The 23,502-nt window shown below is 61.7% G+C and carries 20 protein-coding genes and 1 riboswitch; of the genes, 15 read left to right on the top strand and 5 right to left on the bottom strand.

Features of this window, described 5'->3' with window-relative positions; translation table 11 throughout:
* The first annotated feature begins 145 nt into the window (after window positions 1-145).
* On the top strand, window positions 146-1,342 hold the full coding sequence (locus BLW80_RS20495) for a glycosyltransferase family 87 protein (RefSeq protein WP_170849746.1): 1,197 nt from the start codon (window positions 146-148) through the stop codon (window positions 1,340-1,342).
* Here BLW80_RS20495 and BLW80_RS20490 read toward each other — a convergent pair.
* Complete coding sequence (locus BLW80_RS20490; protein ID WP_093759400.1) at window positions 1,314-1,955, bottom strand: HD domain-containing protein; 642 nt, start codon at window positions 1,953-1,955, stop codon at window positions 1,314-1,316. The genes BLW80_RS20495 and BLW80_RS20490 overlap by 29 nt on opposite strands.
* A 172-nt stretch (window positions 1,956-2,127) precedes the next feature.
* Between BLW80_RS20490 and BLW80_RS20485 the strand changes: the two genes are divergently transcribed.
* A complete protein-coding gene (locus BLW80_RS20485) occupies window positions 2,128-3,087 on the top strand; it encodes a GlxA family transcriptional regulator (RefSeq protein ID WP_093759399.1) in 960 nt (319 codons plus the stop codon).
* A gap of 6 nt (window positions 3,088-3,093) precedes the next feature.
* Here BLW80_RS20485 and BLW80_RS20480 read toward each other — a convergent pair whose 3' ends face one another.
* Window positions 3,094-3,291: a hypothetical protein gene (locus BLW80_RS20480; protein WP_093759398.1), complete on the bottom strand. Its 198-nt coding sequence runs from the start codon at window positions 3,289-3,291 to the stop codon at window positions 3,094-3,096.
* Window positions 3,292-3,468: 177 nt separating this feature from the next.
* Window positions 3,469-3,683: riboswitch (cobalamin riboswitch) on the top strand.
* 119 nt (window positions 3,684-3,802) lie between these two features.
* Between BLW80_RS20480 and BLW80_RS20475 the strand changes: the two genes are divergently transcribed.
* From BLW80_RS20475 to BLW80_RS20455, 5 genes are all read left to right on the top strand, one after another.
* On the top strand, window positions 3,803-6,733 hold the full coding sequence (locus BLW80_RS20475; protein WP_093759397.1) for a ribonucleoside-diphosphate reductase subunit alpha: 2,931 nt from the start codon (window positions 3,803-3,805) through the stop codon (window positions 6,731-6,733).
* A 146-nt stretch (window positions 6,734-6,879) separates the two neighbouring features.
* A complete protein-coding gene (locus BLW80_RS20470; protein WP_093759396.1) occupies window positions 6,880-8,004 on the top strand; it encodes a ribonucleotide-diphosphate reductase subunit beta in 1,125 nt (374 codons plus the stop codon).
* Window positions 8,005-8,115: 111 nt separating this feature from the next.
* Window positions 8,116-8,865, top strand: a complete 750-nt coding sequence (locus BLW80_RS20465) for an AzlC family ABC transporter permease (RefSeq protein ID WP_093759395.1) — start codon at window positions 8,116-8,118, stop codon at window positions 8,863-8,865.
* Window positions 8,862-9,179: an AzlD family protein gene (locus BLW80_RS20460; RefSeq protein WP_089261953.1), complete on the top strand. Its 318-nt coding sequence runs from the start codon at window positions 8,862-8,864 to the stop codon at window positions 9,177-9,179. The genes BLW80_RS20465 and BLW80_RS20460 overlap by 4 nt, the downstream gene beginning before the upstream one ends.
* Before the next feature lie 171 nt (window positions 9,180-9,350).
* A complete protein-coding gene (locus BLW80_RS20455) occupies window positions 9,351-10,025 on the top strand; it encodes a TetR/AcrR family transcriptional regulator (RefSeq protein WP_089261951.1) in 675 nt (224 codons plus the stop codon).
* Window positions 10,026-10,093: 68 nt separating this feature from the next.
* On the opposite strand, the gene cycA is transcribed toward BLW80_RS20455, so the two are convergent.
* A complete protein-coding gene (gene cycA / locus BLW80_RS20450; protein ID WP_089261949.1) occupies window positions 10,094-10,489 on the bottom strand; it encodes a cytochrome c-550 CycA in 396 nt (131 codons plus the stop codon).
* Window positions 10,490-10,692: 203 nt separating this feature from the next.
* On the opposite strand from cycA, the gene BLW80_RS20445 reads away from it, so the two are divergent.
* From BLW80_RS20445 to BLW80_RS20420, 6 genes are all read left to right on the top strand, one after another.
* Entirely contained in the window at window positions 10,693-12,186 is a 1,494-nt protein-coding gene (locus BLW80_RS20445) for an FAD-linked oxidase C-terminal domain-containing protein (protein ID WP_093759394.1), read from the top strand.
* Window positions 12,187-12,394: 208 nt separating this feature from the next.
* Window positions 12,395-13,633, top strand: coding sequence for an FAD-binding protein (locus BLW80_RS20440; protein WP_093759393.1), 1,239 nt, complete (start codon window positions 12,395-12,397; stop codon window positions 13,631-13,633).
* Window positions 13,634-13,645: 12 nt separating this feature from the next.
* The gene (gene glcF / locus BLW80_RS20435; protein WP_093759392.1) at window positions 13,646-14,959 is read left to right on the top strand and encodes a glycolate oxidase subunit GlcF; all 1,314 of its coding nucleotides are present in this window, start codon (window positions 13,646-13,648) and stop codon (window positions 14,957-14,959) included.
* Window positions 14,960-15,059: 100 nt separating this feature from the next.
* On the top strand, window positions 15,060-15,653 hold the full coding sequence (locus tag BLW80_RS20430; protein WP_089261941.1) for a hypothetical protein: 594 nt from the start codon (window positions 15,060-15,062) through the stop codon (window positions 15,651-15,653).
* Window positions 15,654-16,119: 466 nt separating this feature from the next.
* Window positions 16,120-17,106 (top strand): TorF family putative porin, encoded by a 987-nt coding sequence (locus tag BLW80_RS20425; protein WP_089261939.1) that lies wholly within the window; start codon window positions 16,120-16,122, stop codon window positions 17,104-17,106.
* A gap of 70 nt (window positions 17,107-17,176) precedes the next feature.
* Window positions 17,177-17,689 carry an HPP family protein gene (locus BLW80_RS20420; protein ID WP_093759391.1) on the top strand — a complete coding sequence of 171 codons (513 nt, stop codon included), beginning with the start codon at window positions 17,177-17,179 and terminating at the stop codon, window positions 17,687-17,689.
* Between the two features lie 16 nt (window positions 17,690-17,705).
* On the opposite strand, the gene BLW80_RS20415 is transcribed toward BLW80_RS20420, so the two are convergent.
* A complete protein-coding gene (locus tag BLW80_RS20415; RefSeq protein WP_093759390.1) occupies window positions 17,706-19,451 on the bottom strand; it encodes an ABC transporter ATP-binding protein/permease in 1,746 nt (581 codons plus the stop codon).
* A 277-nt stretch (window positions 19,452-19,728) separates the two neighbouring features.
* Between BLW80_RS20415 and BLW80_RS20410 the strand changes: the two genes are divergently transcribed.
* Window positions 19,729-21,396, top strand: a complete 1,668-nt coding sequence (locus BLW80_RS20410) for an L-lactate permease (RefSeq protein WP_093759389.1) — start codon at window positions 19,729-19,731, stop codon at window positions 21,394-21,396.
* A 167-nt stretch (window positions 21,397-21,563) separates the two neighbouring features.
* Window positions 21,564-21,959 carry an META domain-containing protein gene (locus BLW80_RS20405; RefSeq protein ID WP_439062707.1) on the top strand — a complete coding sequence of 132 codons (396 nt, stop codon included), beginning with the start codon at window positions 21,564-21,566 and terminating at the stop codon, window positions 21,957-21,959.
* Window positions 21,960-22,153: 194 nt separating this feature from the next.
* Here BLW80_RS20405 and BLW80_RS20400 read toward each other — a convergent pair whose 3' ends face one another.
* A complete protein-coding gene (locus tag BLW80_RS20400) occupies window positions 22,154-23,362 on the bottom strand; it encodes a hypothetical protein (protein ID WP_093759388.1) in 1,209 nt (402 codons plus the stop codon).
* Between the last annotated feature and the right edge of the window lie 140 nt (window positions 23,363-23,502).

Here is a 23,502-nt window from a genome sequence, read left to right as displayed (position 1 = left end):
CAAAACGCGGCCGAAAGGCCGCGTTTTTTGTTATCTGTAGCTCAAATGGAGCGAGGCTCGATCTGGGGACCACGTCCCACTTAAACCTTCCTCAAACTTCCCTCGGCACTGTCGCCCGGCGCCCTTGATGCGCATTGGGGACCCTATGCCAGCGCCGCTCACCATGACTTCGACACCCGAGCGTGGCCCAATTCCGCCGGCGCTGCTGATTGTCTGCATCATCCTGGCGATGTTGCATCTCGCCTTCTTCCCGACCTTCTACGGTCGCGGCTGGATCTATGAAGACGGCCTCGGCTCGCCCACCGATTTCGTCAATGTGTGGTCTGCCGGGCGATTGGTGCTCGATGGTCATCCGGCCTGGGCCTATGACTGGGACATCCAGAAAAAGGTCCAGATCGCTGTTCTCGGTCAGACCTATCCCGGCAATTTCGCCTGGCACTATCCGCCGCCGTTCCTGTTCATCGCGGCACTGCTCGCAAAGCTGCCTTATGCCGTGGCCTTTGCCGGCTGGGCTGCAGTCAGCTTCGTGCCGTATCTGGCGGCGATGCGTGCGATCGTCGGTCGTCCCTTTGGCCTTTTATTGGCTGCGGCTTTTCCGGTGGTGATGACCAACGGCCTTGTCGGGCAGAACGGATTTCTGACAGCGGCGCTGATCGGCGGGATGCTGGTGCTGCTGCCGACCCGGCCGATCCTGTCGGGGATCTGTCTGGGCCTGCTCAGCTACAAGCCGCAATACGGATTTCTGTTTCCGCTGATGTTGATCGCGGCGTCACAATGGAAGGCGTTTGTCAGCGCAGGTATCACCACCGTGCTGCTGGCCGCGGTGTCGTGGCTCGCTTTCGGCACCGAGAGCTGGCAGGCGTTTTTTCACTGGATGCCGATGTTCTCGCAGGCCTTCCTCACCGAAGGCCGCGCGCCATGGGGCAAGATGCAGAGCATCTTCGCACTGGTGCGCTATTTCGACGGTAGCGAGCCGCTGGCCTGGACATTCCAGTGGATCATGATCGGCGCTGTTGTGATCGTGCTGGTGTCGTTGTGGCGCAGCAACGTGCGCTATGAACTAAAAGCCGCTGCGCTGGCAGTCGGCGCCTTGCTCACGACGCCCTACCTTTTCCTGTACGACGTGATGGTGCTTGCGATTGCCATCGGCTTCATCGCCCGTATCGGTCTCGCCGAAGGCTTTCGCAGCCACGAACTGCCGGTCCTCGGCCTTGCTGCTGTGCTCCTGATCGCCTATCCGTTCCTCGGCGCCCCCACAGGTTTTGGCGCAACGCTGCTGGTGGCAGCGTTGATCGCCATGCGCGTCCGGGAGTCTATTCGCTCCACGCCGAGTTCAGGATGATGCTGCAGAAATTCGCGCGCTTGTAGGTGGGGTCGCGGAGGTCGAGCACGTCGGCCTTGACGTTGCCGAAGGTGGTCTCCGGCTTGTGGATCGTCCCTGCAGCGAACGCATCGATGATCCCGTTCTTGAAGTCATGGCCGCGCGGATGGCACGTGCACACTTCTTGGCGCTGATGTTCGGTGAAGGCATCGTAGTCCAGACCCAGGACGTCCATCTCGACGCCTGCGGTCACCAGCGCGACGACAGGCCGTTTGTGCTTGGGAATGCCGGGTGTCGTGTGAAGCGCGATGGCGTCCCAGACATCGTCGATGTCGCGCTCATCGATCCTGTGGCTGCGCAGAAAGTCCGCGGCAGCATTTGCACCATCGACTTCGAAACGTTCATCCTTGCTCGCATAAGGCGCCTGCAGGCCCATGTCGTGAAACATCGCGCCGACATAAAGTAACTCGGAATCGACCTTGAGACCCTTGCGCTGTCCGGCGAGCGCGCCGAACAGGAAAACCCGATTGGAATGATGATACAGAAGATCGCTTTCGGTATCGCGCACCAGTTGATCGACCTGGCGGGCGAGGGCGCTGTCGGGGACTTTGATGCCGGCGATGGTCTTGCTCATGGGATGCTCCTTGCACTGTCGCTATGATGCATCCGTTGTCGTCCGGGGGCTGTGTCCTCGCAATCGCGCCGCACCCTGCAAAGCTGCCATTCGCCCGTGATTTCCTGCCGCAAGACGACTATCTATTCAGAATGACTTGGGCCCGTCCTCGCCGTTGGAATGAAGCCTCACCATGAAGAGCGTTGCCCTCGCGATATTCCCCGGCGTCCAGTCGCTGGATGTGGCCGGTCCGCTCGATGTGTTCATGGAAGCCAATGGCTTCGTTGCGCCGGGCGACGGCTACGACATCACACTTGTCGCTGCAGACTGCGCGCCGCAGCGTGCATCGAACGGTTTGCGGATATCCGCCGATCTGGCGTTCAGTAATGCGAACAAGCCCTGGGATCTGGTGCTGGTGGCCGGCGGGCCTGGGCTGCCGACGGCCGAGGCCGACCCGCAGCTTACAGAGTGGCTGGCCAATGCGGCGCTCCAGGCGGGGCGTTATGGTTCGGTGTGCACCGGGGCATTCGCGCTCGGCCATGCAGGCCTGCTCGACGGAAAGACGGTGACGACGCACTGGCAGAATGCGCCGCTATTGGCGGTGCGTTTCCCCAAAGCGCATGTGGAGTTCGATCGCATCTATAGTCGTGACGGCGCGCTGGTGACGTCGGCCGGCGTCACCGCAGGGATCGATCTCGGTCTCGCACTGGTCCAGGAAGATCATGGCGCGGACGTTGCGTTGGCTGTGGCCAAGCGTCTGGTCGTGGTGGCGCAGCGCCAGGGTGGCCAGTCGCAATTCAGTCCGTATCTGGTACCGCCGGCCGAGCCGGACTCGCCGATCGCGCGAGTCCATGCCCATGTGATGGCGCATCTGCGTGACGCACACAGCGTGGATGAACTGGCCGATGTGGCGGGCATGAGCGCGCGCACCTTCGCGCGGGTGTTCAAGCTCGAGACCAAAATGACGCCGGCAGATTTTGTGGAGGGCGCCCGGATCGACACGGCACGCAACCGCCTCGAAGGCAGCGATCTGCCGCTGAAGGTAGTGGCTTATGAATCCGGTTTCACCACCGCCGAACATATGCGTCAGGTCTTCGTGCGGCGGCTGGGTCTGACACCCAGCCAGTATCGGGCCAGCTTTCGCGCGGTCTGATTCTGCTCAGGCGAGTTGCAGCGAAGAAATCGGATCGCTCGCAGGAAAGCTGTCCATCAGCGCTTCGTTCAGCATCTCGTCGAGTCGGCGCCGGGCGATCTGCTCCGGTGTCTCGAACGCCGTGAGCGCGCCTGCGTGCTCCACGAAAGCGTTGAACTCGGTTCTCTCAGTGCTCGTTGCCAGGTTCCGCACGGCATCCTCCATCGATTGATGTGGCTCTTCTGCGCCTCACGGTCCTTTCGGACAACGAATCGCATCGTGCAGAAACCGCCAACGATCCCGCGGTTTCCGCCACACAAGCGGTTGTCCACTGAACCAACAGCCCTACCGAATTTGTTGCGTTCGGCGCCAATGCTCGCTTGACACTTCACCGCGGGTCACACCAAATGTAGATGTCACGGTCCGCCTGGTCGCAAGACTTGGTGGCTAAGAGGGAAGCCGGTAAAGACGCTGTTTTGCGTCATATTCCGGCGCTGCCCCCGCAACTGTAAGCAGTGAGTCTGTTTCGATTGAAGTCACTGATGCGCAAGCATCGGGAAGGCTGAAACAGACATTGACCTGCGAGCCAGGAGACCTGCCGCGACACCAGAACGTCCATGGGCGGGGTGTCCCAGCGGTCGCTTGCAGGCAATGCCGGCGGATCTCCGCCGTGTATTTTGCAGCGTCCTTTCGGCCCCAGCCCCCATTGCTTGATGCATCACACGGGGTCTTGCCGATGCCTACTTCCTCTTCCGCTTTGTCCAACGGACGCGATGCGGCTCATGCGCCGCTGATTCAACTGTCGCCGGAAACGCTCGCTGCGCCTGCGCGCGAACCCTCGATGCAGATCATCCGGCGCAACGGCACCGTATCTCCCTTCGACGGCAGCAAGATTTCCGTGGCCATGACCAAGGCCTTTCTGGCCGTCGAGGGCCACACGGCAGCGGCCTCGCGCCGCGTCCATGAGGCGGTGGAACAGCTGACCGGCGAAGTCGTGGCGGCGCTGACTCGCCGCGTCGGTGAAGGCCGCACCTTCCATATCGAGGACGTCCAGGATCAGGTCGAGCTGGCGCTGATGCGCAGCGAGCACCACAAGGTGGCGCGCGCCTATGTGCTGTACCGCGAGGAGCGCGCTCGCACCCGCGCGGAGGAACTGGCGGCGAAGCCGGCGCTCGTCTCCACCGCACCGGTGCTGCATGTCACGCTCGCCAACGGCACCCGCGCCCCGCTCGATTCGGCGCGTCTCGCGCTGATCGTCAACGAGGCCTGCGCCGGCCTTGACGGCGTCGATGCCGCCCCGGTGCTCGAGGAAACCCGACGCAATCTCTATGACGGCATCACGCTGGATGAGCTGGCACTGGCCGGCATCATGGCCGCGCGCACGCTGGTGGAGCAGGAGCCGGACTACACCTTTGTCAGCGCCCGCCTGCTGCTCGACAAACTGCGCACGGAAGTCCTTTCCTTCGTTCATGGCAGCCCGACCCACGCGTCGCAGGCCGACATGACCACGCGCTACGCCGAATATTTCGGCGCTTATATCAAGACCGGCATTGCGGCCGAGCTGCTCGATCCCGAACTCGCGCGCTTCGACCTGAAGCGAATCGCTGCCGCGCTGAAGCCGGAAGGGGACCTTCAGTTCCAGTTCCTGGGCCTGCAAACGCTCTATGACCGCTACTTCCTGCATGTGCAGGGCAATCGCATCGAACTGCCGCAGGCCTTCTTCATGCGCGTTGCCATGGGCCTCGCGCTGCGCGAGATCGACCGCGAAGCCCGCGCCATCGAATTCTACAACCTGCTGTCGTCGTTCGACTTCATGGCCTCGACGCCGACGCTGTTCAATTCCGGCACGCTGCGGCCGCAGCTGTCGTCCTGCTTCCTCACGACGGTGGCCGACGATCTCGACGGCATCTTCAAGTCGGTGAAGGACAACGCACTGCTGGCGAAATATTCCGGTGGTCTCGGCAATGACTGGACTCGCGTGCGCGGTCTCGGCGCGCATATCAAGGGCACCAATGGCGAGAGCCAGGGCGTTGTGCCGTTCCTGAAGGTTGCCAACGATACGGCCATCGCCGTCAACCAGGGCGGCAAGCGCAAGGGCGCGGTCTGCGCTTACTTGGAAACCTGGCACATCGACATCGAGGAGTTTCTCGATCTCCGCAAGAACACCGGCGACGATCGCCGCCGCACGCACGATATGAACACCGCCAACTGGGTGCCGGATCTGTTCATGCAGCGCGTCGAGGCCGATGGCGAATGGACGCTGTTCTCGCCGGACGAGACGCCCGAGTTGCACGACCTCTATGGCAAGCCGTTTGCCGAACGCTACGCGGCCTATGAGGAGAAGGCTGCGCGCGGCGAGATCCGCGTGTTCAAGAAAGTGCGCGCAACTGACTTGTGGCGCCGCATGCTGACCATGGTGTTCGAGACCGGCCATCCCTGGATCACCTTCAAGGATCCCTGCAACCTGCGCTCGCCGCAGCAGCATGCCGGCGTCATCCACTCGTCGAATCTCTGCACGGAAATCACGCTGAATACGTCGGACGACGAAGTCGCCGTCTGCAATCTCGGATCGGTCAACCTGCTCAATCATATCGGCAAGGATGGTCTCGACCACGCGCAGCTCAAGCGCACCGTGACCACGGCGATGCGGATGCTCGACAATGTCATCGACATCAATTTCTACACCATCCCGGAAGCGCGCCGCTCGAACCTCAAGCATCGTCCGGTGGGTCTGGGTCTGATGGGCTTTCAGGATGCACTGCAGGTGCAGGGTATCGCGATGGCGTCGAATGCGGCCGTGGCGTTTGCCGACACCAGCATGGAAGCGATTGCCTTCCATTCCATCTCGGCATCGGTGGATCTCGCCGCCGAGCGCGGCCGCTATCCGTCCTTTGAGGGATCGCTGTGGAGCCGCGGCATCCTGCCGATCGACTCCATCGAGATACTTGCGGAGGCACGCGGCGGCGTGCAGATGGATCGCTCGACCACGCTCGACTGGAACGGCCTGCGTGACCGCGTGAAGTCCACCGGCATGCGCAATTCCAACGTGATGGCGATTGCGCCGACAGCGACGATCTCCAATATTTGCGGCGTCGCGCAGTCGATCGAGCCGGCCTATCAGAACCTCTATGTCAAATCGAACATGTCAGGCGATTTCACGGTGGTGAACGCCTTCCTTGTGCGCGATCTGAAAAAGAGGGGCCTGTGGGACGAGGTGATGGTCTCCGACCTCAAATATTTCGATGGCAGCGTCGGATCGATCGACCGCGTACCTGACGATCTCAAGGCGCTGTATGCGACCTCGTTCGAGATCGACAGCGCGTGGCTGATCGAGGCGGCCTCGCGCCGGCAGAAATGGATCGATCAGGCGCAGTCGCTCAATCTCTATATCGCCAATCCCTCAGGCAAGAAGCTCGACCAGCTCTATCGCCTGGCCTGGACGCTGGGATTGAAGACGACCTACTACCTGCGCTCGCGCAGCGCGACGCATGTGGAGAAGTCGACGCTGAAGGGCACCGACGGGAAGCTCAATGCCGTGTCAGCAACAGTCGCTGCGGCGAAGACAGCAGGTGCGCCGATCCTCGTTCAGTCCTCCGTCACGGCGCCGGAGCTGAATGTCGCGATGGCATGCTCGATCGACAACCCCGAATGCGAGGCGTGTCAGTAAGGGTGCGCCAAACACACTGACCTCATCCTGAGGAGCGGCCTCTTGGCCGCGTCTCGAAGGATGGCCCCACGCTCATGGTTCGAGACGCCCGCTGAAGAAGCGGGCTCCTCACCATGAGGGCCGAACAAATACGCAAGGAACACCCCATGCTCGACTGGTCCGATACCTCATCCGCTCCCAAAGCCCCCGCCTTCATCCCGATCCCGCAATCTCCCACCGACGCCACCGGCCTTGGCACCATCGACCGCTCCGGCGGGCGCGTCTCGGTGGACGAGAAGCGCATGATTAACTGCCGCGCCGACGTCAATCAGCTGCTGCCGCTGAAATACAAGTGGGCGTGGGAGAAGTATCTCGCCGGCTGCAACAATCACTGGATGCCGACCGAAGTCTCGATGCAGGCGGACATCGCGCTGTGGAAGTCGCGCGACGGCCTGACCGAAGACGAGCGCCGTGCGATCAAGCGCAATCTCGGCTTCTTCGCTGCGTCAGAGAGCCTTGTCGCCAACAATATCGTGCTGGCGATCTATCGCCACCTCACCAATCCGGAATGTCGGCAATATTTGTTGCGGCAGTCGTTCGAGGAGGCGGTGCATACGCACACCTTCCAGTACATCGTCGAGAGTCTCGGCCTCGATGAGGGCGAGCTGTTCAACATGTATCGCGAGGTGCCGTCGATCACCGAGAAGGCCGCCTGGGCGCTCAAGCACACCCAGCATCTCGACGATCCCGACTTCAAGACCGGCACGCCGGAGACCGATCAGGCCTTCATGCGCGATCTCGTGGCGTTCTATGTGATCTTCGAAGGCATGTGGTTTTATACGGGTTTTGCGCAGATCCTGTCGCTCGGCCGCCGCAACAAGATGGTCGGGATCGCCGAACAGTATCAGTACATCCTGCGCGATGAATCGATCCACCTGAATTTCGGCATCGACGTCATCAACCAGATCAAGATCGAGAATCCGCACCTCTGGACCAAAGCGTTCCAGGAGGAAATCCGCGACATGATCCGCACCGCGGCCGAGCTCGAGGCGGCCTACGGGCGGGACACCATGCCGCGCGGCTTCCTTGGACTGAATGCGGCATTGTGCGAGACCTATATGCACTTCATCGCCAACCGCCGCTGCGCCCAGATCGGTCTCGTACCGGTGTTCGTTGAGACGGAAAATCCGTTCCCGTGGATGTCGGAAGCCATGGACCTGAAGAAGGAGAAGAACTTCTTTGAGACCCGGGTGATCGAATACCAGAATGGTGGCGCGCTGAATTGGGAGTAGTCTTTGGTCTCATATCCACCGCTGCATGGCGCATATGAATCCGCATCGCTTGACCTGATCGCGTGATGCCCGCAGGCATGATTGGCCTGCGGGCGTCATGCGGATCAGTCGATGCACGCCACCCACATCCCTAAAGCACCAGCCTATTGGTCGAAGGCCGCCATCGTGCCTGGCATCATTGCCATCGGTCCGATGCTGCCCGGCACGCTGGCCTTCGGCATGGCATTCGGTGCGCTGTGCGCGCAGAAGAACCTCTCGCTTGCCGAAGTCGAGGTGATGATGGCGACGGTCTATGGCGGGCTTTCGCAATTTGTTGCGGTGCAGTCATGGCCTGATGTTTTGACGCCGGGCGCGATCGCGACGCTGGCGCTGCTCACACTCACCGTAAACATCCGCTTCTTCCTGATGAGCGCGACATTGCGCCCGTGGTTCGGCACGTTGCCCGCGTGGCAGGCCTATCCGTCGATGCTCTTGGTCACTGATGGCGGCTGGCTCGCAGCAATGCGCTATCGCGATCATGGCGGGGCCGATGCGTCGTTCTATCTCGGTGGCGGTATCGTGCTGTATTTTACTTGGCTGTTCTCGGCGATCCCGGGCTTCCTGCTGGCCGAACAGCTCACTGACCCTAGAAAGTATGGTGTCGATCTGGTGATGCCGGCCTTCTATGCCGCGATGCTGGTGCCCGCATGGAAGGGCCCCCGCCGTGCCATCCCTTGGGTCGTGTCGGGCGTCGTTGCCGTCGCGGTGCATTGGTTAGTGCCGGGCTGGTGGTTCATCATCGCCGGCGCGCTATCGGGAGCGATCAGTGCCGGGCTCATGGACGAACCCGAACCGCAACATCCGGCGGGTGTGTCCGCATGACGGAATTTTTGCGCAGCGATGTGATGGTCGCCTTCGCGGTCATGACTGCGGTCACGGTGGCGTCGCGCCTCGGTGGCTACTGGCTGATGGGCTATGTCAATGTCACGCCGCGGGTTCGCCGGATGCTCGATGCATTGCCGGGCTCGATCATCGTCGCCGCCGCGTTGCCGGTAGCGGTCAATGGCGGTCCGGTGGTGGTTTTCGCGATCCTCGCCGCGATGGCCGTGACCATCATCCGCCGCAACGACTTCATTGCCGTCATCACCGGGATGGCGGTAGCCGCGGCCGCCCGGGCGCTCGGCTTTGGCGGCTAGGTCTACCCGAAAAGTTGAATCCCGCTATGCGCAAAACACCTTGTCAACGAGTCTGAACTAGTGTTCAGTTCTTATCGCGAGCACCTCGAAGTTCGCTCAAAACCTTGAAGTTACGCACCTTATTTGTGACAGCCGTCAGGTTGGCCAAGGGGTGCCGGGGATGAGACGCTCATGGTTTACCGACGGACCCATCAAGTCGTGAAGCGGCTTGCGGCGCGGCGCAGCGCCATTCTGGCGGCGGCACGCGAAACCTGTGCCGAAGGTGGCATGGCGGCGGTTCAGATTGCGCCGGTTGCGGTTCGCGCCAATGTCGCGGCGGGCACGGTTTATCGGTATTTCCCGTCTAAGGCCGACCTGATTTCCGAACTCATCGCTGACGTCTCGCGCGACGAACTCGCCGCGATCCGCCGGGCTGCGGATGCCGCGCCGGGTCCGTCATCGGCGCTCGCCGCTGCGGTGACCACGGTCGCCGTGCACGTCGTTTCTCACCGCAAATTGTCGTGGGGCATCCTGGCCGAACCGGTCGAGGTCGATGTGACGGAGTCGCGACTGGCCAGCCGCCGCGAGATCGCCGGCGAGATCGAATCCCGCATTTCGGCCGCTATTCGCGCCGGTCATTTGCCGGCGCAGGATACGGCGCTGGCAGCCGCTGCACTGCTCGGCGCGTTACATGAAGCGCTGGTCGGGCCGATGGCGCCTGACAATCTCGAAGATCAGGCCAAGCTGCGCGACGCGGTGCAGACCGTCACGCTGCTGGCGCTGCGCGCCGTCGGCGTGATGGATGCCCGCGCCCGCGGGCTTGTGGTGCAGGCCGTGTTGCCGACCAAGATGGCGGCCGGCGCCTAGCGCGTTTTCAAGCGCAGTGGGCACCGGTTCGCATCAAGAAAACGCGCCAAACCAAAAGGCTTCAGCGCTTACGGCTTGATTTTGCCGTCCTTGTCGAACTGCGCGAGGAAGGCCCAGAGGTCATTCACCTCGGATTCCTTCTTGATGCCGGCAAAGGCCATCTTGGTGCCCGGGATCTTGGCCTTCGGGTCTTTAATGTATTCCTTGAACGTCGCTTCATCCCAGGTGATGCCGGAATTCTTGTTGGCGTCCGAGTAGGAATAGCCCTCGGCGGTTCCAGATTTGCGGCCGTTCAACCCGTTGAGTTCCGGACCGACCTTGTTCTTGGCGTTGTCGCCGACAGCGTGGCAGGCGAGGCACTTGTTAAAGGAGGATTTCCCGGCGGCGACGTCCTGTGCAAGTGCGAAGGAGGAGGCGGTCGAGGCGGCAAGAACGATCAGGGCGCCGAAAGTGACAGACTTCATGGATGGCTCTTTTTGTTGGTTGGCTTTCCAGCTTAGTTTGTTGCACACGCTCCGAGTAGTCCACAAGTGCGATGGCGGCTGCCGCGCGTTCCGGCACCATGCGACGCGTCATGCTTTGGTAAGCTACCCAAAGCCACACGGACGTGGTTGATTCATGGCAAAGCAGCCGAGTGATCGCTGCGATCTTCGGGAGTGCGCGTTCAATGACCATCATGATGCCGGCGGCGGATCAGGCTGTCCTCGCAAGGCGCGAGGCCATTGTCGCTGCGCTGCACAAGCTGGTGCCGGGCGAGGGCGTGATCTCAAGCGCTGCGGAAATGCTGCCCTATGAGTCGGATGGGCTGATGGCCTATCGCCAGCCGCCGATGGTCGTCGTGTTGCCCGATACGACCGAACAGGTCTCCAAAGTTCTGAAATATTGTCACGAGAACGGCATCAAGGTGGTGCCGCGCGGTTCGGGCACGTCGCTGTCCGGTGGCGCGCTGCCGTTGGCCGACGCGGTACTGCTTGGTCTCGGCAAGTTCAAGCGCGTGCGCGAGATCGATTTCGACAACCGCGCCGTTGTTGTCGAGCCCGGCGTCACCAATCTCGCCATCAGCCAGGCGGTAGCGCATGCCGGCTTTTACTACGCGCCGGATCCGTCGTCCCAGATCGCCTGTTCGATCGGCGGCAATGTCGCGGAAAATTCCGGCGGCGTGCACAGCCTCAAATACGGCATGACCACCAATAATCTGCTCGGCTGCGAGATTGTATTGATGTCGGGCGAAGTCATTCGCGTTGGCGGCAAGACCGCGGAGACATCGGGCTACGACCTGATGGGGATCATTACCGGCTCCGAAGGTCTGCTGGGTGTCATCACCGAAATCACCGTGCGTATCCTGCAGAAGCCGGAAACGGCGCGTGCGCTGATGATCGGCTTTGCCGAGGTCGAGCAGGCCGGCCAATGCGTTGCCGATGTCATCAGCGCCGGCATCATCCCTGGCGGCATGGAGATGATGGACAAGCCCGCCATTCACGCGGCGGAAGCCTTCGTGCATGCCGGTTATCCGCTGGACGTCGAAGCCTTGCTCATCATCGAGCTCGACGGCCCAGGCGTCGAAGTTGACGAACTCATCAAGCGCGTCGAGAAAATCGCGCTCGGCTGCGGCTCGACCACCTGCCAGATATCGACCTCCGAACAGGAACGCCTGCTATTCTGGTCCGGCCGCAAGGCAGCCTTCCCTGCAGTTGGGCGCATCTCGCCGGACTATCTCTGCATGGACGGCACCATTCCGCGTGCGGCATTGCCACTCGTCCTGCGTCGCATGAAGGAGATGTCAGCCAAATACGGCCTCGGCGTTGCCAACGTGTTTCATGCCGGCGATGGCAATCTGCACCCGCTGATCCTGTACGATGCGAACAAGCCCGGCGAGTTGCAGCTCGCGGAAGACTTCGGCGCAGATATTCTGAGGCTGTGCGTCGAGGTCGGCGGCGTGCTGACCGGCGAGCACGGCGTCGGCATCGAGAAGCGCGATCTGATGCCGGAGATGTTCAGCGAGGTCGACCTCAATCAGCAGCAGCGTATCAAATGCGCCTTCGACGCGCAGGGTCTGCTCAATCCCGGCAAGGTGTTTCCGACATTGCACCGCTGCGCCGAACTCGGCCGCGTACATGTGCATGGCGGCAAGCTGGCGTTTCCCGATCTGCCGCGGTTTTGATGATGAGAACTGTGAAGTTAGTAGTGCCATCTGCTTTTGCAGCACGCGCGGACAAAGTGCTCCCTCCCCCCTCCGCGCGAAGCAAAGCTTCGCTAGGGGGGAGGGCCGGGGAGGGGGGTAACCCCAATCTCCGGAGCGTGTGGCTACCCCCCTCCCTAATCCTCCCCCGCAAGGGGGGAGGGAATCTACAGCGTGTAGGGCATCTATCGTGGACATTTTGAAAGTACGCGACGCTCAGGACGTCGAGCAGGCGGTGCGCGCGGCAATTGCAAGCGAGCAGCCGCTGGAGATCATCGGTCATGGCAGCAAGCGCATGATCGGCCAGCCCGTTGCGACCAATGCGGTGCTCGATCTGTCGGCGCTGAATGCGGTGACGTCCTATGAGCCGAACGAATTGATCCTCACCGTGCAGGCCGGCGCGCCGATGGCCGACGTGCTCTCGCTGATCGATTCCAAGAACCAGCAATTCTCCTTCGAGCCGATGAACACGTCACAGCTCCTGGGCACGCCGGATATCGGCACCATCGGAGGCATGATCTCGGCCGGGCTCGCCGGGCCACGGCGCATTCAGGCCGGCGGTGCGCGCGATCATTTGCTCGGCGTGCATGCCGTGTCCGGCTTCGGCGACAGCTACAAGGCTGGCGGCCGGGTGGTGAAGAACGTCACCGGTTACGATGTCTGCAAGCTGCTCGCCGGCGCGTGGGGCACGCTGTCCGTGATGACGGAGGTGACCCTCAAGGTCATGCCGCGGGCGGAGAGCGAGCGCACCCTGGTGCTGCGCGGGCTCGATGCTATCGCAGCGAACAAGGCGATGACCGCGGCGCTGGGGTCGCCCTTCGATGTCTCAGGTGCCGCACATCTGCCGGGCTCGGCGTTGCGCACTACGCAGGGGGCGCTTGGCGAGATCGCGTCGCCCGACCAATCGGTCACGCTGATCCGCCTCGAAGGCATCACCGCGTCCGCGTCGCAGCGCGCGGTGTCACTGAGCACGACGCTGAAGTCATTCGGCGTGGCCGAGATACTTGAAGATGCTGCGTCTGCGGTGCTGTGGGCGGCCGTCCGTGACGTAACGCCATTTGCGGCAAGCGGGCCGCGCGCGATGTGGCCGGTGTGGCGCATCGTGACGCCGCCGGCATCCGGCGGTGCGCTGGGCCAGGCCATCGCCAAGGGCTCGCAAGGCGAGGTCATCTATGACTGGGGCGGCGGGTTGATCTGGGCTGCACTACCGCCATCGGCCGATGCGCAGGCAGCGCAACTCCGCAAGCTGGTCAATGCAGCCGGTGGCCATGCGACGCTGATCCGCGCGCCGGAAGATGTGCGCCGTATCATTGATGTGTTTCATCCGCAGCCCAAAGGCATCGCGGCGCTCGGCGAGCGTGTGCGTCACAGTTTCGATCCGAAGACCATTCTCAATCGCGGCCGGATGTCGCGTGGCCTTGGTACTTGAAAGACTTGCGACATGAAAACCGAATTCACCCCGACCCAACTGGCCGATCCGGATATCGCGGAGGCCGACAAGATCCTGCGCAAATGCGTGCATTGCGGATTCTGCACGGCGACCTGTCCGACCTATGTGCTGCTCGGCGACGAACTCGATAGTCCGCGCGGCCGCATCTACCTGATCAAGGAGATGCTGGAGAAAGATCAGAAGCCGACGCAGGAGGTGGTCAAGCATATCGACCGCTGCCTGTCGTGTCTGGCCTGCATGACGACTTGCCCGTCCGGCGTGAACTACATGCATCTGGTCGATCAGGCGCGGGTCAAGATCGAGAAGGACTACACCCGGCCGCTCTCCGAGCGGTTGCTGCGTGACGTGCTGGCCTGGGTGCTGCCGCGTCCCCGTCTGTTTCGCCTGAGCATGACCATGGCCCGGCTGGCGCGGCCGCTGGCGGCGCTGCTGCCCTCGACCAGCAAGCAATCCAACCCGAACCTGCTTAGCCGCGTGAAGGCGATGCTGACGATGGCGCCGAAGCAGTTACCCGCCGCCGGTCCATTGGGTGGCAGCATTTTTCCCGCTATCGGCGCTCGCCGTGGCCGGGTCGCACTCCTGCAGGGCTGCGCCCAGCAGGTGCTGGCGCCGCGGATCAACCAGGCCGCCATCAGCCTTTTGACCCGACATGGCGTCGAGGTCGTGCTGGTCCGGGACGAACAGTGCTGCGGTGCGCTGACCCATCATCTCGGCCGCGACGGGGATGCGCTGGCGCGGGCCAAGGCCAATATCGGCGTCTGGCTGGGGGAGGCAGACCGGGGCGGTCTCGACGCCATCCTGGTCACGGCGTCCGGCTGTGGAACCGTTATCAAGGACTATGGCTTCATGCTGCGCGAGGACCCTGAGTTCGCCGCGCCGGCCGCCAAGGTCTCTGCGCTGGCGAAGGATATCAGCGAGTATGTCAGCGCCATGGATCTGCCGAAGCCTGACAAACAAAGCGACCTTGTCGTCGCCTATCACTCGGCGTGTTCGCTGCAGCATGGGCAGAAAATCACACAGGCTCCCAAAGAATTGCTTTCCAAGAATGGATTCGTGGTGAAAGATATCCCAGAGAGCCATTTGTGTTGCGGTTCGGCGGGGACGTACAACATTCTCCAGCCTGATATTGCGAGCCGGTTGCGCGATCGAAAGGTCGCCAACATCGCGATGGTCAAGCCGGATATCATCGCTGCCGGCAACATCGGCTGCATGGTTCAGATCGCCGGAGGGACGTCAGTCCCGGTCGTACATACGATTGAGCTACTCGATTGGGCGACAGGCGGTCCCAGGCCAGGATTGAACTGATCTAATTGTGACAACGGCCCCGCGTTAAACTGGCCCCGCGCTGGCGCGGAAGACTTGAAACGCCGGTCCCTTTTGGATCGGCGCCAACAGGAGGACCACGATGGCTAAAGGCAAGAAGTCGAAGAAGGACAAGAAAAAGCAGAAGAAGCTTTTGACGGCGGCGAAACCCGCGAAGAAGTCCTCCAAGAAGTCAGTCAAGAAATCCGCGAAGAAGGCTGTGAAGAAAGCGGCCAAGAAGGCTGCGAAGAAATCAGCCAAGAAGACGGTGAAGAAGGCGGCCAAGAAAGCCACCAAGAAGACTGTCAAGAAAGCCGCGAAGAAGTCTGCCAAGAAGGCGCCGAAGAAAGCTCCCGCCAAGAAGGCAGTGAAGAAGGCTGCGCCGAAAAAGGCCGCCAAGAAAGCAACACCGAAGAAAGCTGCCAAGAAGTCCGTGAAGGTTCCTTCTACGCTGTTGTCGAGCACGGCGCCCGCACCCGCTGTGACAGAAGCTCCAGCGCCGGTTGCGCTGCCGCCGAAGCCGCCGCGCAAGCCGCGTGCTCCCAAGCCCAAGCCGGTCGCACCGGCAATCGCTGAGACACCGAGCTGGGCGACGCCGGAGCCTGATCCGTCACCGGTCGAAGGGCATTCTTCAGGCGAGACGACGGCAATCGAATCTCCTGGCGATACGTCGCCCGATCACGACGAAACCAGATAGTCGAACCGGATTAAGTCCGCGTTCCTGACTCGCCAATAAACTCCGGAAAACCGCAGCGCTCGCCGCTGCGGTTTTTGCTTGGTCAGGCTCTGTCGCGCATGCGTATTTCAACCGATGCCCGGGTGTCCTGAATTTGCAGGCGATTCGAGTGATCGTCGGCCCGGAGGCTCTGACGGGCAGCTGTTAACCGCTCCACGGACGGCAATCCACAATTCGCAGTCAGTGGTAATTCCCCGTGGTGGTATTTTCGGGCTGGAATCCCTCCAAAAACGTTGTGCTTTTGCAACACCGCGCCACAACCTCTCACGGAAACGTCAGAACGCCTATTTAGGCGGCACTTGCTCGTTTTTTTTCCTTCACCACTGCGACTTTGCGCCTCAAAGTTGCGTTCAGTCGATGAATTTCGCGGTCTCGCCGTCTTTCAGACACGGAACTGCCTCTGGTTTCAAAAGTGATGGGGAATGTCATGAAGAAAATTGTTGTCGCCTCTGCTGCGGTGCTCGCCATGGGGATGAGCTCGGCTTCCGCAGCCGATCTGGGCGCGAAGATGTACAAGAAGGCGCCGCCGATCGTGGCGGCCTACGATCCTTGGGACATCGCTTTCGGCGCTGCCGTCATGAGCAACTACGTGTTCCGCGGTATCACCCAGTCGAACGGCAACAAGGGTTCGGTCGCAGCTTATTTCGAGCCGCGCTACAACATCACCAAGGACGTCCAGATCTACGCTGGTGTCTCCGGTGAGAGCATCGCCTTCCCGAACCGCGCGTCGATGGAACTCGATGGCTACTTCGGTATCCGCCCGACCTGGGGCGCAGCAGCGTTCGACTTCGGCTTCTTCTATTACGGCTATCCGGGCGGCCAGTGCTTCAACACCCCCGCCTTCTGCGGTGGCGATCTCTCCGCTGTCGCGCTGCCCAACGGCAGCGTCGCCAAGAAGAACGCAAGCTTCTACGAAGGCTATGCCAAGCTCAACTACACCTTCAACGACTACTTCTCGCTGGGCGGCAACGCGTTCTACTCGCCGAACTTCCTGAACACCGGCGCCGAAGGTACCTATGCTTCGATCACTGGTAAGGTGATCGCGCCGTCGACCTGGTTCGGTTCGACCGGCATCGGCTCCTACGTTTCGGGCGAGTTCGGTCGCCAGTGGCTCGGCACTTCGGATTCCTTCTACGGTACCGTCGCCTTCCCGAACGGCATCAAGTACGCCGACTACAACACCTGGAACATCGGCATTGGCTTCACCTACAAGGTCTTCACGCTTGACCTGCGCTACTCGGACACCAACCTGTCCAAGGGTGATTGCAACGCCTTCACTTCGGACTTCACGGCTCCTGCCGCCGGCACCAACTTCACCGCGATCAACCCGTCGGGCGCTGGCTCGAGCTGGTGCGGTGCCACCGGCATCGTCAAGCTGTCGGCTGACCTGACCGCGATGACCAACCTGAAGTAATTGACTTCGACTGAGATCGAAGGGGCGGCAGAGCAATCTGCCGCCCCTTTTCTTTTGGGATAGAGCTTCCATGAATCGAGACTGGTTGCGGCGCGCAGCGAAGACGATCCGTCGCAACAATCATCGCAATGCGCTGGCTGGTGCCGTTGCCGGGCTGGGGGCCGGGATTGCCATCGGTGTGATGGAGTTCTTCTCGGCCGTTGCGCATTATCCGCTGGTCATCATCCCCTTTGCGACCTCGATCGTCCTCGTGATCGGCTCACCCGAAGCCGAGCCGGCGCAGCCGCGCGCACTGGTCGGCGGACACATCGTCGCGACGCTGGTAGGGCTCGCGGTGCTCAAGCTGACCGGCCCCCATGCCTGGGCCGCCGCCATGGCAGTCGGCCTCGCTGTGCTGGCGATGTATGTCACCGGCACATTCCACCCGCCCGCCGGGATCAACCCGCTGCTTGTCGTGTCTCACGCACTACCGTGGACGTTCCTGGTCGCGCCGGTGCTGGTCGGCGCGCTGCTGCTCGCGAGCTTCACGTTTGTCTGGCATCGCTATGCGGCAGGCCGCGACTGGCCGCGGCACTGGCTTTAGCGGGGCGTGTCACGCCTCAGGCGGTTTCCGTCCTGGCCTTTGCATCTCCCAGCGCGAAGTGATCGCCGGACCGCGTTAGCGACACCTTGCGTTGATGCAAGTCATCGAGTGTGTTGCGGTGGCCGATCGAAACGATAGTCGTGCCAGGCAGCTTGTCTTCCAGCAGTCGGTACAAAGCCGCTTCCGATGGTTCGTCGAGCGATGCGGTCGCCTCGTCAAGGAAAAGGTATTGCGGCTTTTGCAGCAGCGCGCGGGCGACGCCGAGGCGCTGCTGTTCACCGAGCGACAGCATGCGATTCCAGTGGCCATCTTCATCAAGCCGGGTCGCCAGCGCAGGCAGACCCACGGATCTGACGGCATCGCCGACCTCCTGTGGGCTGAACGCGTCGGTCCCGGCAGGATAAGCCACCGCATCCAGCAATGTACCGACCGGGAAGTACGGCCGCTGCGGCAGCATCATGATCGCCGCATCCGCGGGGATCGAGATCTTGCCCTTGCCGAATGGCCAGATGCCGGCGATGGCGCGAAACAGCGTGGATTTTCCGGAGCCCGATGGGCCCGTAAACAGCGTGCGTTCCCCGCGGCGGAAGCTGAAGCCCGGCGTCTGCACCATGGGAGCGCCATTGGGGAGGGTGAGCGTCAGATCGCTCAGTGCGATGTCACTGGTGCCGGTCTCGGTGGCGTGAACGATATCGGGCTTGGTCGTCAGCGCCTGTACGTTGGCAATGGCTGTCTCGAAGCCATCAAGGCGCATCACGCCGGACTGCCATTCCGCCAGTGTGCGATAGGCCGTGACGAAGAATGAAAGCGCACCCTGCACGGTGCCGAACGCATCCGCGGTCTGCATCACGGCGCCGAGCTGGACCTTCTCCGCAAAATAGGCCGGCGCGACCAGAACATAGGGCAGAATGATCGCGATCTGCTGATAGCTGACCGTGAAGGATGTCAGCTTCTTGGTGCGGCGCATGATGTCGATCCAGTTGCCGACGACCAGCTGGAAGCGGGTCGAGAGTCGCTGGCGCTCGACCGGCTCGCCGCGCAAGAGAGCGATCTGCTCGGCATTTTCGCGCGCACGCACCAGATTGAAGCGGAAGTCCGCTTCATAGCGCTGCTGCTGGAAATTCAGTGCCATCAATGGTGCGCCGATATAGTGCGTCAGCGCGGTGCCGATCACGGCGTAAATAAGCGCGCCCCAGACGAGATAGCCGGGGATCGGGATATCCCGACCGAACACATGCAGCGGCGCCGCGTCGGACAGGCCCCACAGGATGATCACGAAGGAGAACAGCGTGACGACCGAACTCAGCAGGCCGATGCCGATGTCGAGCGTCTTCTCCACGAACAGCTTCACGTCTTCGGCGATGCGCTGATCCGGATTGTCGGCAGCGTCGCCCTGCAGCTGCATGCGATAGTGGTTGGCGTCGGCGAGCCAGTTGCCGAGATAGCGCTCGGTCATCCAGCGCCGCCAGCGGATCTGGAGCCACTGGTTGAGGTAGAGCTGATAGACCTTGAGTGCGATGTTGATCGCCGCAAGCACGCTGAAGTAAGCGAGCTGATAGGTGAAGACGTCGAGGTTTCTGTCCTGCAGTGCGTTGTAGAAGGTGTTGTTCCAGCGATTGAACAAAACGCTGAGACCGACCACCGCCAGCTCGATGGCGATCACCGCCGTGAGGAGGCCGAGTCCCGCCCATTTGTCCTCGGAACGAAAATAAGGAACTGCGATCCGCCAAACGGTCGCGAGTGTGGAGCGGATGTTATTCACAGGTCGTCTCCGGGAAGAGGGCTCTAAGCCCTTAAGATCAGAAATGAATTCCAGCGTTTAGACTAAAGTAGCTGGTTTGATGGCCTGCGGCACCTTGTCGCGAAACTGTGATTCACCCTAGCATGACGAAAAGCGAGGCATGGGGGCCTCGCATTCGCGTAGCCTATGGGCGCTATCGGCTTTGACCGATCGTGGATGCCCTCGCAAGTGAACAATCAGCAATTTGCCGATCGATAACGATCGAGCCGCTGCAATAATATAAAGGGGGAGAACGACCATGTGGAATCAGGTCTACAATCCATTCAATAGCTCGACGATCTCGACGCTTGTAGCCGCGATACCGGTGGTCGTCCTGCTGGTGCTGATCGCCACCAACAAGGTCAAGGCGCATATCGCTGCGATCATTGCGCTGGTGCTGGCCAATCTTGTGGCGATCTACGCATTCACGATGCCCGCCAATATGTCGCTTCGCGCATCTGCGCTCGGCGTCGTGACCGGTTTCTTCCCGATCGGCTGGATCGTTCTCAACGTCATCTTCATGTATCGCCTCACGGTCGATAGCGGCCGCTTTGAGGTGCTGCAGCGCGCGATCGGCGGCGTCACCAATGATCGGCGTCTGCAGATCCTGCTGATCGCGTTTTCGTTCGGCGCATTCTTCGAGGGCGCGTCGGGCTTCGGTACGCCGGTGGCCGTCACCGGCGCCGTGCTGATCGGCCTCGGCTTCTCGCCGCTGGCAGCATCGGGCCTGTCGCTGATCGCCAATACTGCGCCCGTCGCTTATGGCGCACTCGGCACGCCGATCCAGGGCCTCGCCACCGTCACCGGCTTCGACCCCTTCATCCTGGGCGCGATGGTCGGCCGGCAGTTGCCGATCTTCTCCATGATCGTCCCGTTCTGGGTGGTCTGGGCCTTTGCCGGCTGGAAGGGCATGAAGGAAGTCTGGCCTGCCATCCTCGTTACCGCACTCTCCTTCGCGATCCCGCAATTCGTGATCTCGAACTTCATCAATCCGTGGATCGTCGACATCGGCGCCTCGCTGATCTCGATGGGCGCGTTGATCCTGTTCCTGAAGGTCTGGCAGCCCAAGACGATCTGGACCTCGGCCGCGCTGCGCCAACATGACGACTCGGCGTCGACCGTGCCACCGGTGAAGCCGATGAGCACGGAGAAGCTGACCTCGGCTCAAGTCTGGAGCGCGCTGACGCCATGGATCATCCTCTGCGTCATCCTGCTGGTCTGGGGCACCAACTGGTTCAAGGGGATCGTCAACCCGATCTTCTCCTGGAATTTTCCAGTGCCTGAGCTGCACAACATGATCAACAAGGTGCCACCGGTGGCCTCTAAGCCGACGCCGGAAGGCGCGGTGTTCGCGTTCACTTACGTTTCCTATACCGGCAGCGGCATGTTGCTGGCTGCGATCATCTCCGGCTTCATCATGGGCTTCTCGCCTGCGAAGATGATTGTGGAATATGGCCGCACCATCAAGATCTGCGCCTACTCGCTGATCACCATCTCGGCGATGCTTGCCATCGGCACGCTCACGCGCCTGTCGGGTGTCGACGCGACGCTCGGTCTGGCTTTCGCTGCCACCGGCGTGCTGTACCCGTTCTTCGGCACACTGCTTGGCTGGCTAGGTGTGGCGCTCACCGGTTCGGACACCGCGTCGAACGTGCTGTTTGGCAACCTGCAGAGGATCACGTCCGAACAGCTCGGTCTGTCGCCGATCCTGATGAGCGCGGCGAACTCCTCCGGTGGCGTGATGGGCAAGATGATCGACGCGCAATCGATCGTTGTAGCGTCTACCGCGACCAACTGGTTCGGGCATGAGGGCACGATCCTGCGCTTCGTGTTCTGGCACTCGATCGTGCTGGCCTGCATGGTCGGCCTGTTCGTGATGCTGCAGGCCTATGTCTATCCGTTCACGCTGATGGTCCTGGCGCCGTAGGGCGCACGCAAGGAATCAATGACGAATCCCCGCGGCTGCAAGGCCGCGGGGATTTTTCGTTGTCGCGCCATATTGTTTCCCGACGGTTCTGGTCAACCGTCGCGGCCGCGGGTAGAACCGCGGCCATTGTCGCCGATCCCATCACGCCGAGAATTCATATGACTGCCATGACCACTTTGCTGCGGGCCGCTCTTGCCGGCGCTGCGTTTCTGATTGCCGTCCCTGCGCATGCCGCCGAAGAGTTTCCATTCGGCATGGAAATGACTCTGGATGCACAGCGTCAGCCCGGCTCGAAGCGGATTCCCAATCTGGAAATCGGCGAGGCCGGCGAGGCGCGGGTGGAGTTGTGGTGCAAGGGCGGCAAGGGCCAGTTCTCGGTCGCCGGCAACACCGTCGTCTTCGTCGCCGGCGCGATGGAGAACCGCAGTTGCTCGGACGCACAGGCCGCGATGGACGATCAGTTGCTCGCCGATCTCGGCGCGGCCACCAACTGGCAGCGGCGCGGTGATGCAGTGACGTTCGTCGGGCCGAAGTCGCTGCGGTTTCGGCTGAATACGAACTGATAGCTTAAGCTGCGTTGGTAGCGAAGCTTTCTTCCTTTTCCTCTCCCCTTGCGGGAGAGGGTGGATCGAACGCACGAAGTGCGTTCGAGACGGGAGAGGGGTGCCACAGGCGCTGAGTTTTGCTGCTACCCCTCTCCCGCCTTCGCTTCGCTCAGGCACCCTCTCCCACAAGGGGAGAGGGGAAGTAGCGGCGCTCACTTCCAGTTCGAATTATCTGCATCCCAACGCTGTGCCTTGAACTCCGCCGCGACAGCTGCAACCGCGCCGTTGTCGTCGCGCGGATCACTCTCTTCATCGGCCGTCGGCGAATCCGCGAGAGCCAGCTTCGCGCCCGAGTTCTCATCCGCGGTTGTTACTGACGGTGTGCTGACCCACAGGATTAGCTTATCCGTCGTGCCGGGCTTGTCGGGAGCGATGATCGCGTTGACCTCGACCGTCTCCGTCAATTCGAGCGCGGGCAGAACCTGACTCGGGCGCTTGAAGGTCAGCTTCAGCTTTCCGGTCTCGTCGTCCCATGACGCGGCGGCAGGTTTGCCCGACATGGTTCTGGCGAGCACATTCGCCAGCGTGGTCGCAACCTTGTTGCGATTGATCTTGTCACCATCGCGCCAGTCGGCGGCCGCAAAGCGCACGGTGCGATCCATGTCGATAGCGCCCGTGGTCCAGCCGACATTGACGACGCCGGGATAAGTCTTGGTTTTGGCGACGAAAGCCGCAGCGCGTTCCGGATCGATGGCGAGGCTGATGACCTGCTCGCCGGCGCGCAGTGCATCGCACGATACGGCCAGGCTGTTCAACGCGACCTCGACATTCTGCCCGCGCAGCGTGCGGACGAAATCGAGTGCGGCTTCGAGCTTGATCTTGACCGCGATCGCTTCGGGCGACACTTCAGTGAAATCCTTCGGTGCGGGCGCGATATTGTCGTCGGTGGACTGATTGTCCTGGAATTCCTTCTCGCTCTGGTCCGAATTGTCCGAAGACGTCACATTGTTGTTGGTCTGGCCGACCGAGATCTGTCCCTTGAATTCGAACGTGTCGCCGGTCGGCCGGCGGTTCAGCTTGATGGTCACCGGCAGCTTGTCGACCTGGGTCTGCGTTGCGCCGGTCAGCGTCGACCCGCTGACCGTGAGATTGGCGACGAAGCGATCCTTGCGGTCGCTGCCCTTCTCGGCGGGATAGCAGACATCAAGTGTCGCCGCCGTGACGGCTTTGCCTTGCCGCGTCTCCCGCAGGATGACGTCGGCATTGCCGTTCATGACGCCGTCGATCGAGGTGAAATAGCGCGTCTCGGGGCCTGCCGGCTGGCTCTTCGGCGCGGCTTTCACCTGCGCGAAAGCGTGGTGGACGGTCCCAACCGAGGCGGTGACCGTAAGGCCGAGCAGACAAAGATGAAGCGCGCGCATTTCAAAAGTCCCTGGACGTTATCGACGTGTCTCCGGGCGGATTTATCTGATTCCGCCCATGCGAGATTAATCACGGGATTGAATCAGAACCGCGACCAAGGCGAAAGGCCATAAGTCGCAAGCACGATGCGTGGCAGGCA

The organism is Tardiphaga sp. OK245, from assembly GCF_900108575.1.
In the GTDB taxonomy this organism is placed as follows: Bacteria; Pseudomonadota; Alphaproteobacteria; order Rhizobiales; family Xanthobacteraceae; genus Tardiphaga; species Tardiphaga robiniae.
This window is presented reverse-complemented; position numbering and strand designations above follow the sequence as displayed.

Excerpts from the sequence above, each read along its gene's own strand:
- BLW80_RS20495 (WP_170849746.1), top strand. The coding sequence starts at position 146 with ATGCCAGCGCCGCTCACCATGACTTCGACACCCGAGCGTGGCCCAATT.
- BLW80_RS20490 (WP_093759400.1), bottom strand. The coding sequence starts at position 1,955 with ATGAGCAAGACCATCGCCGGCATCAAAGTCCCCGACAGCGCCCTCGCC.
- BLW80_RS20485 (WP_093759399.1), top strand. The coding sequence starts at position 2,128 with ATGAAGAGCGTTGCCCTCGCGATATTCCCCGGCGTCCAGTCGCTGGAT.
- BLW80_RS20480 (WP_093759398.1), bottom strand. The coding sequence starts at position 3,291 with ATGGAGGATGCCGTGCGGAACCTGGCAACGAGCACTGAGAGAACCGAG.
- BLW80_RS20475 (WP_093759397.1), top strand. The coding sequence starts at position 3,803 with ATGCCTACTTCCTCTTCCGCTTTGTCCAACGGACGCGATGCGGCTCAT.
- BLW80_RS20470 (WP_093759396.1), top strand. The coding sequence starts at position 6,880 with ATGCTCGACTGGTCCGATACCTCATCCGCTCCCAAAGCCCCCGCCTTC.
- BLW80_RS20465 (WP_093759395.1), top strand. The coding sequence starts at position 8,116 with ATGCACGCCACCCACATCCCTAAAGCACCAGCCTATTGGTCGAAGGCC.
- BLW80_RS20460 (WP_089261953.1), top strand. The coding sequence starts at position 8,862 with ATGACGGAATTTTTGCGCAGCGATGTGATGGTCGCCTTCGCGGTCATG.
- BLW80_RS20455 (WP_089261951.1), top strand. The coding sequence starts at position 9,351 with ATGGTTTACCGACGGACCCATCAAGTCGTGAAGCGGCTTGCGGCGCGG.
- cycA (WP_089261949.1), bottom strand. The coding sequence starts at position 10,489 with ATGAAGTCTGTCACTTTCGGCGCCCTGATCGTTCTTGCCGCCTCGACC.
- BLW80_RS20445 (WP_093759394.1), top strand. The coding sequence starts at position 10,693 with ATGACCATCATGATGCCGGCGGCGGATCAGGCTGTCCTCGCAAGGCGC.
- glcF (WP_093759392.1), top strand. The coding sequence starts at position 13,646 with ATGAAAACCGAATTCACCCCGACCCAACTGGCCGATCCGGATATCGCG.
- BLW80_RS20430 (WP_089261941.1), top strand. The coding sequence starts at position 15,060 with ATGGCTAAAGGCAAGAAGTCGAAGAAGGACAAGAAAAAGCAGAAGAAG.
- BLW80_RS20425 (WP_089261939.1), top strand. The coding sequence starts at position 16,120 with ATGAAGAAAATTGTTGTCGCCTCTGCTGCGGTGCTCGCCATGGGGATG.
- BLW80_RS20420 (WP_093759391.1), top strand. The coding sequence starts at position 17,177 with ATGAATCGAGACTGGTTGCGGCGCGCAGCGAAGACGATCCGTCGCAAC.
- BLW80_RS20410 (WP_093759389.1), top strand. The coding sequence starts at position 19,729 with ATGTGGAATCAGGTCTACAATCCATTCAATAGCTCGACGATCTCGACG.
- BLW80_RS20405 (WP_439062707.1), top strand. The coding sequence starts at position 21,564 with ATGACCACTTTGCTGCGGGCCGCTCTTGCCGGCGCTGCGTTTCTGATT.
- BLW80_RS20400 (WP_093759388.1), bottom strand. The coding sequence starts at position 23,362 with ATGCGCGCGCTTCATCTTTGTCTGCTCGGCCTTACGGTCACCGCCTCG.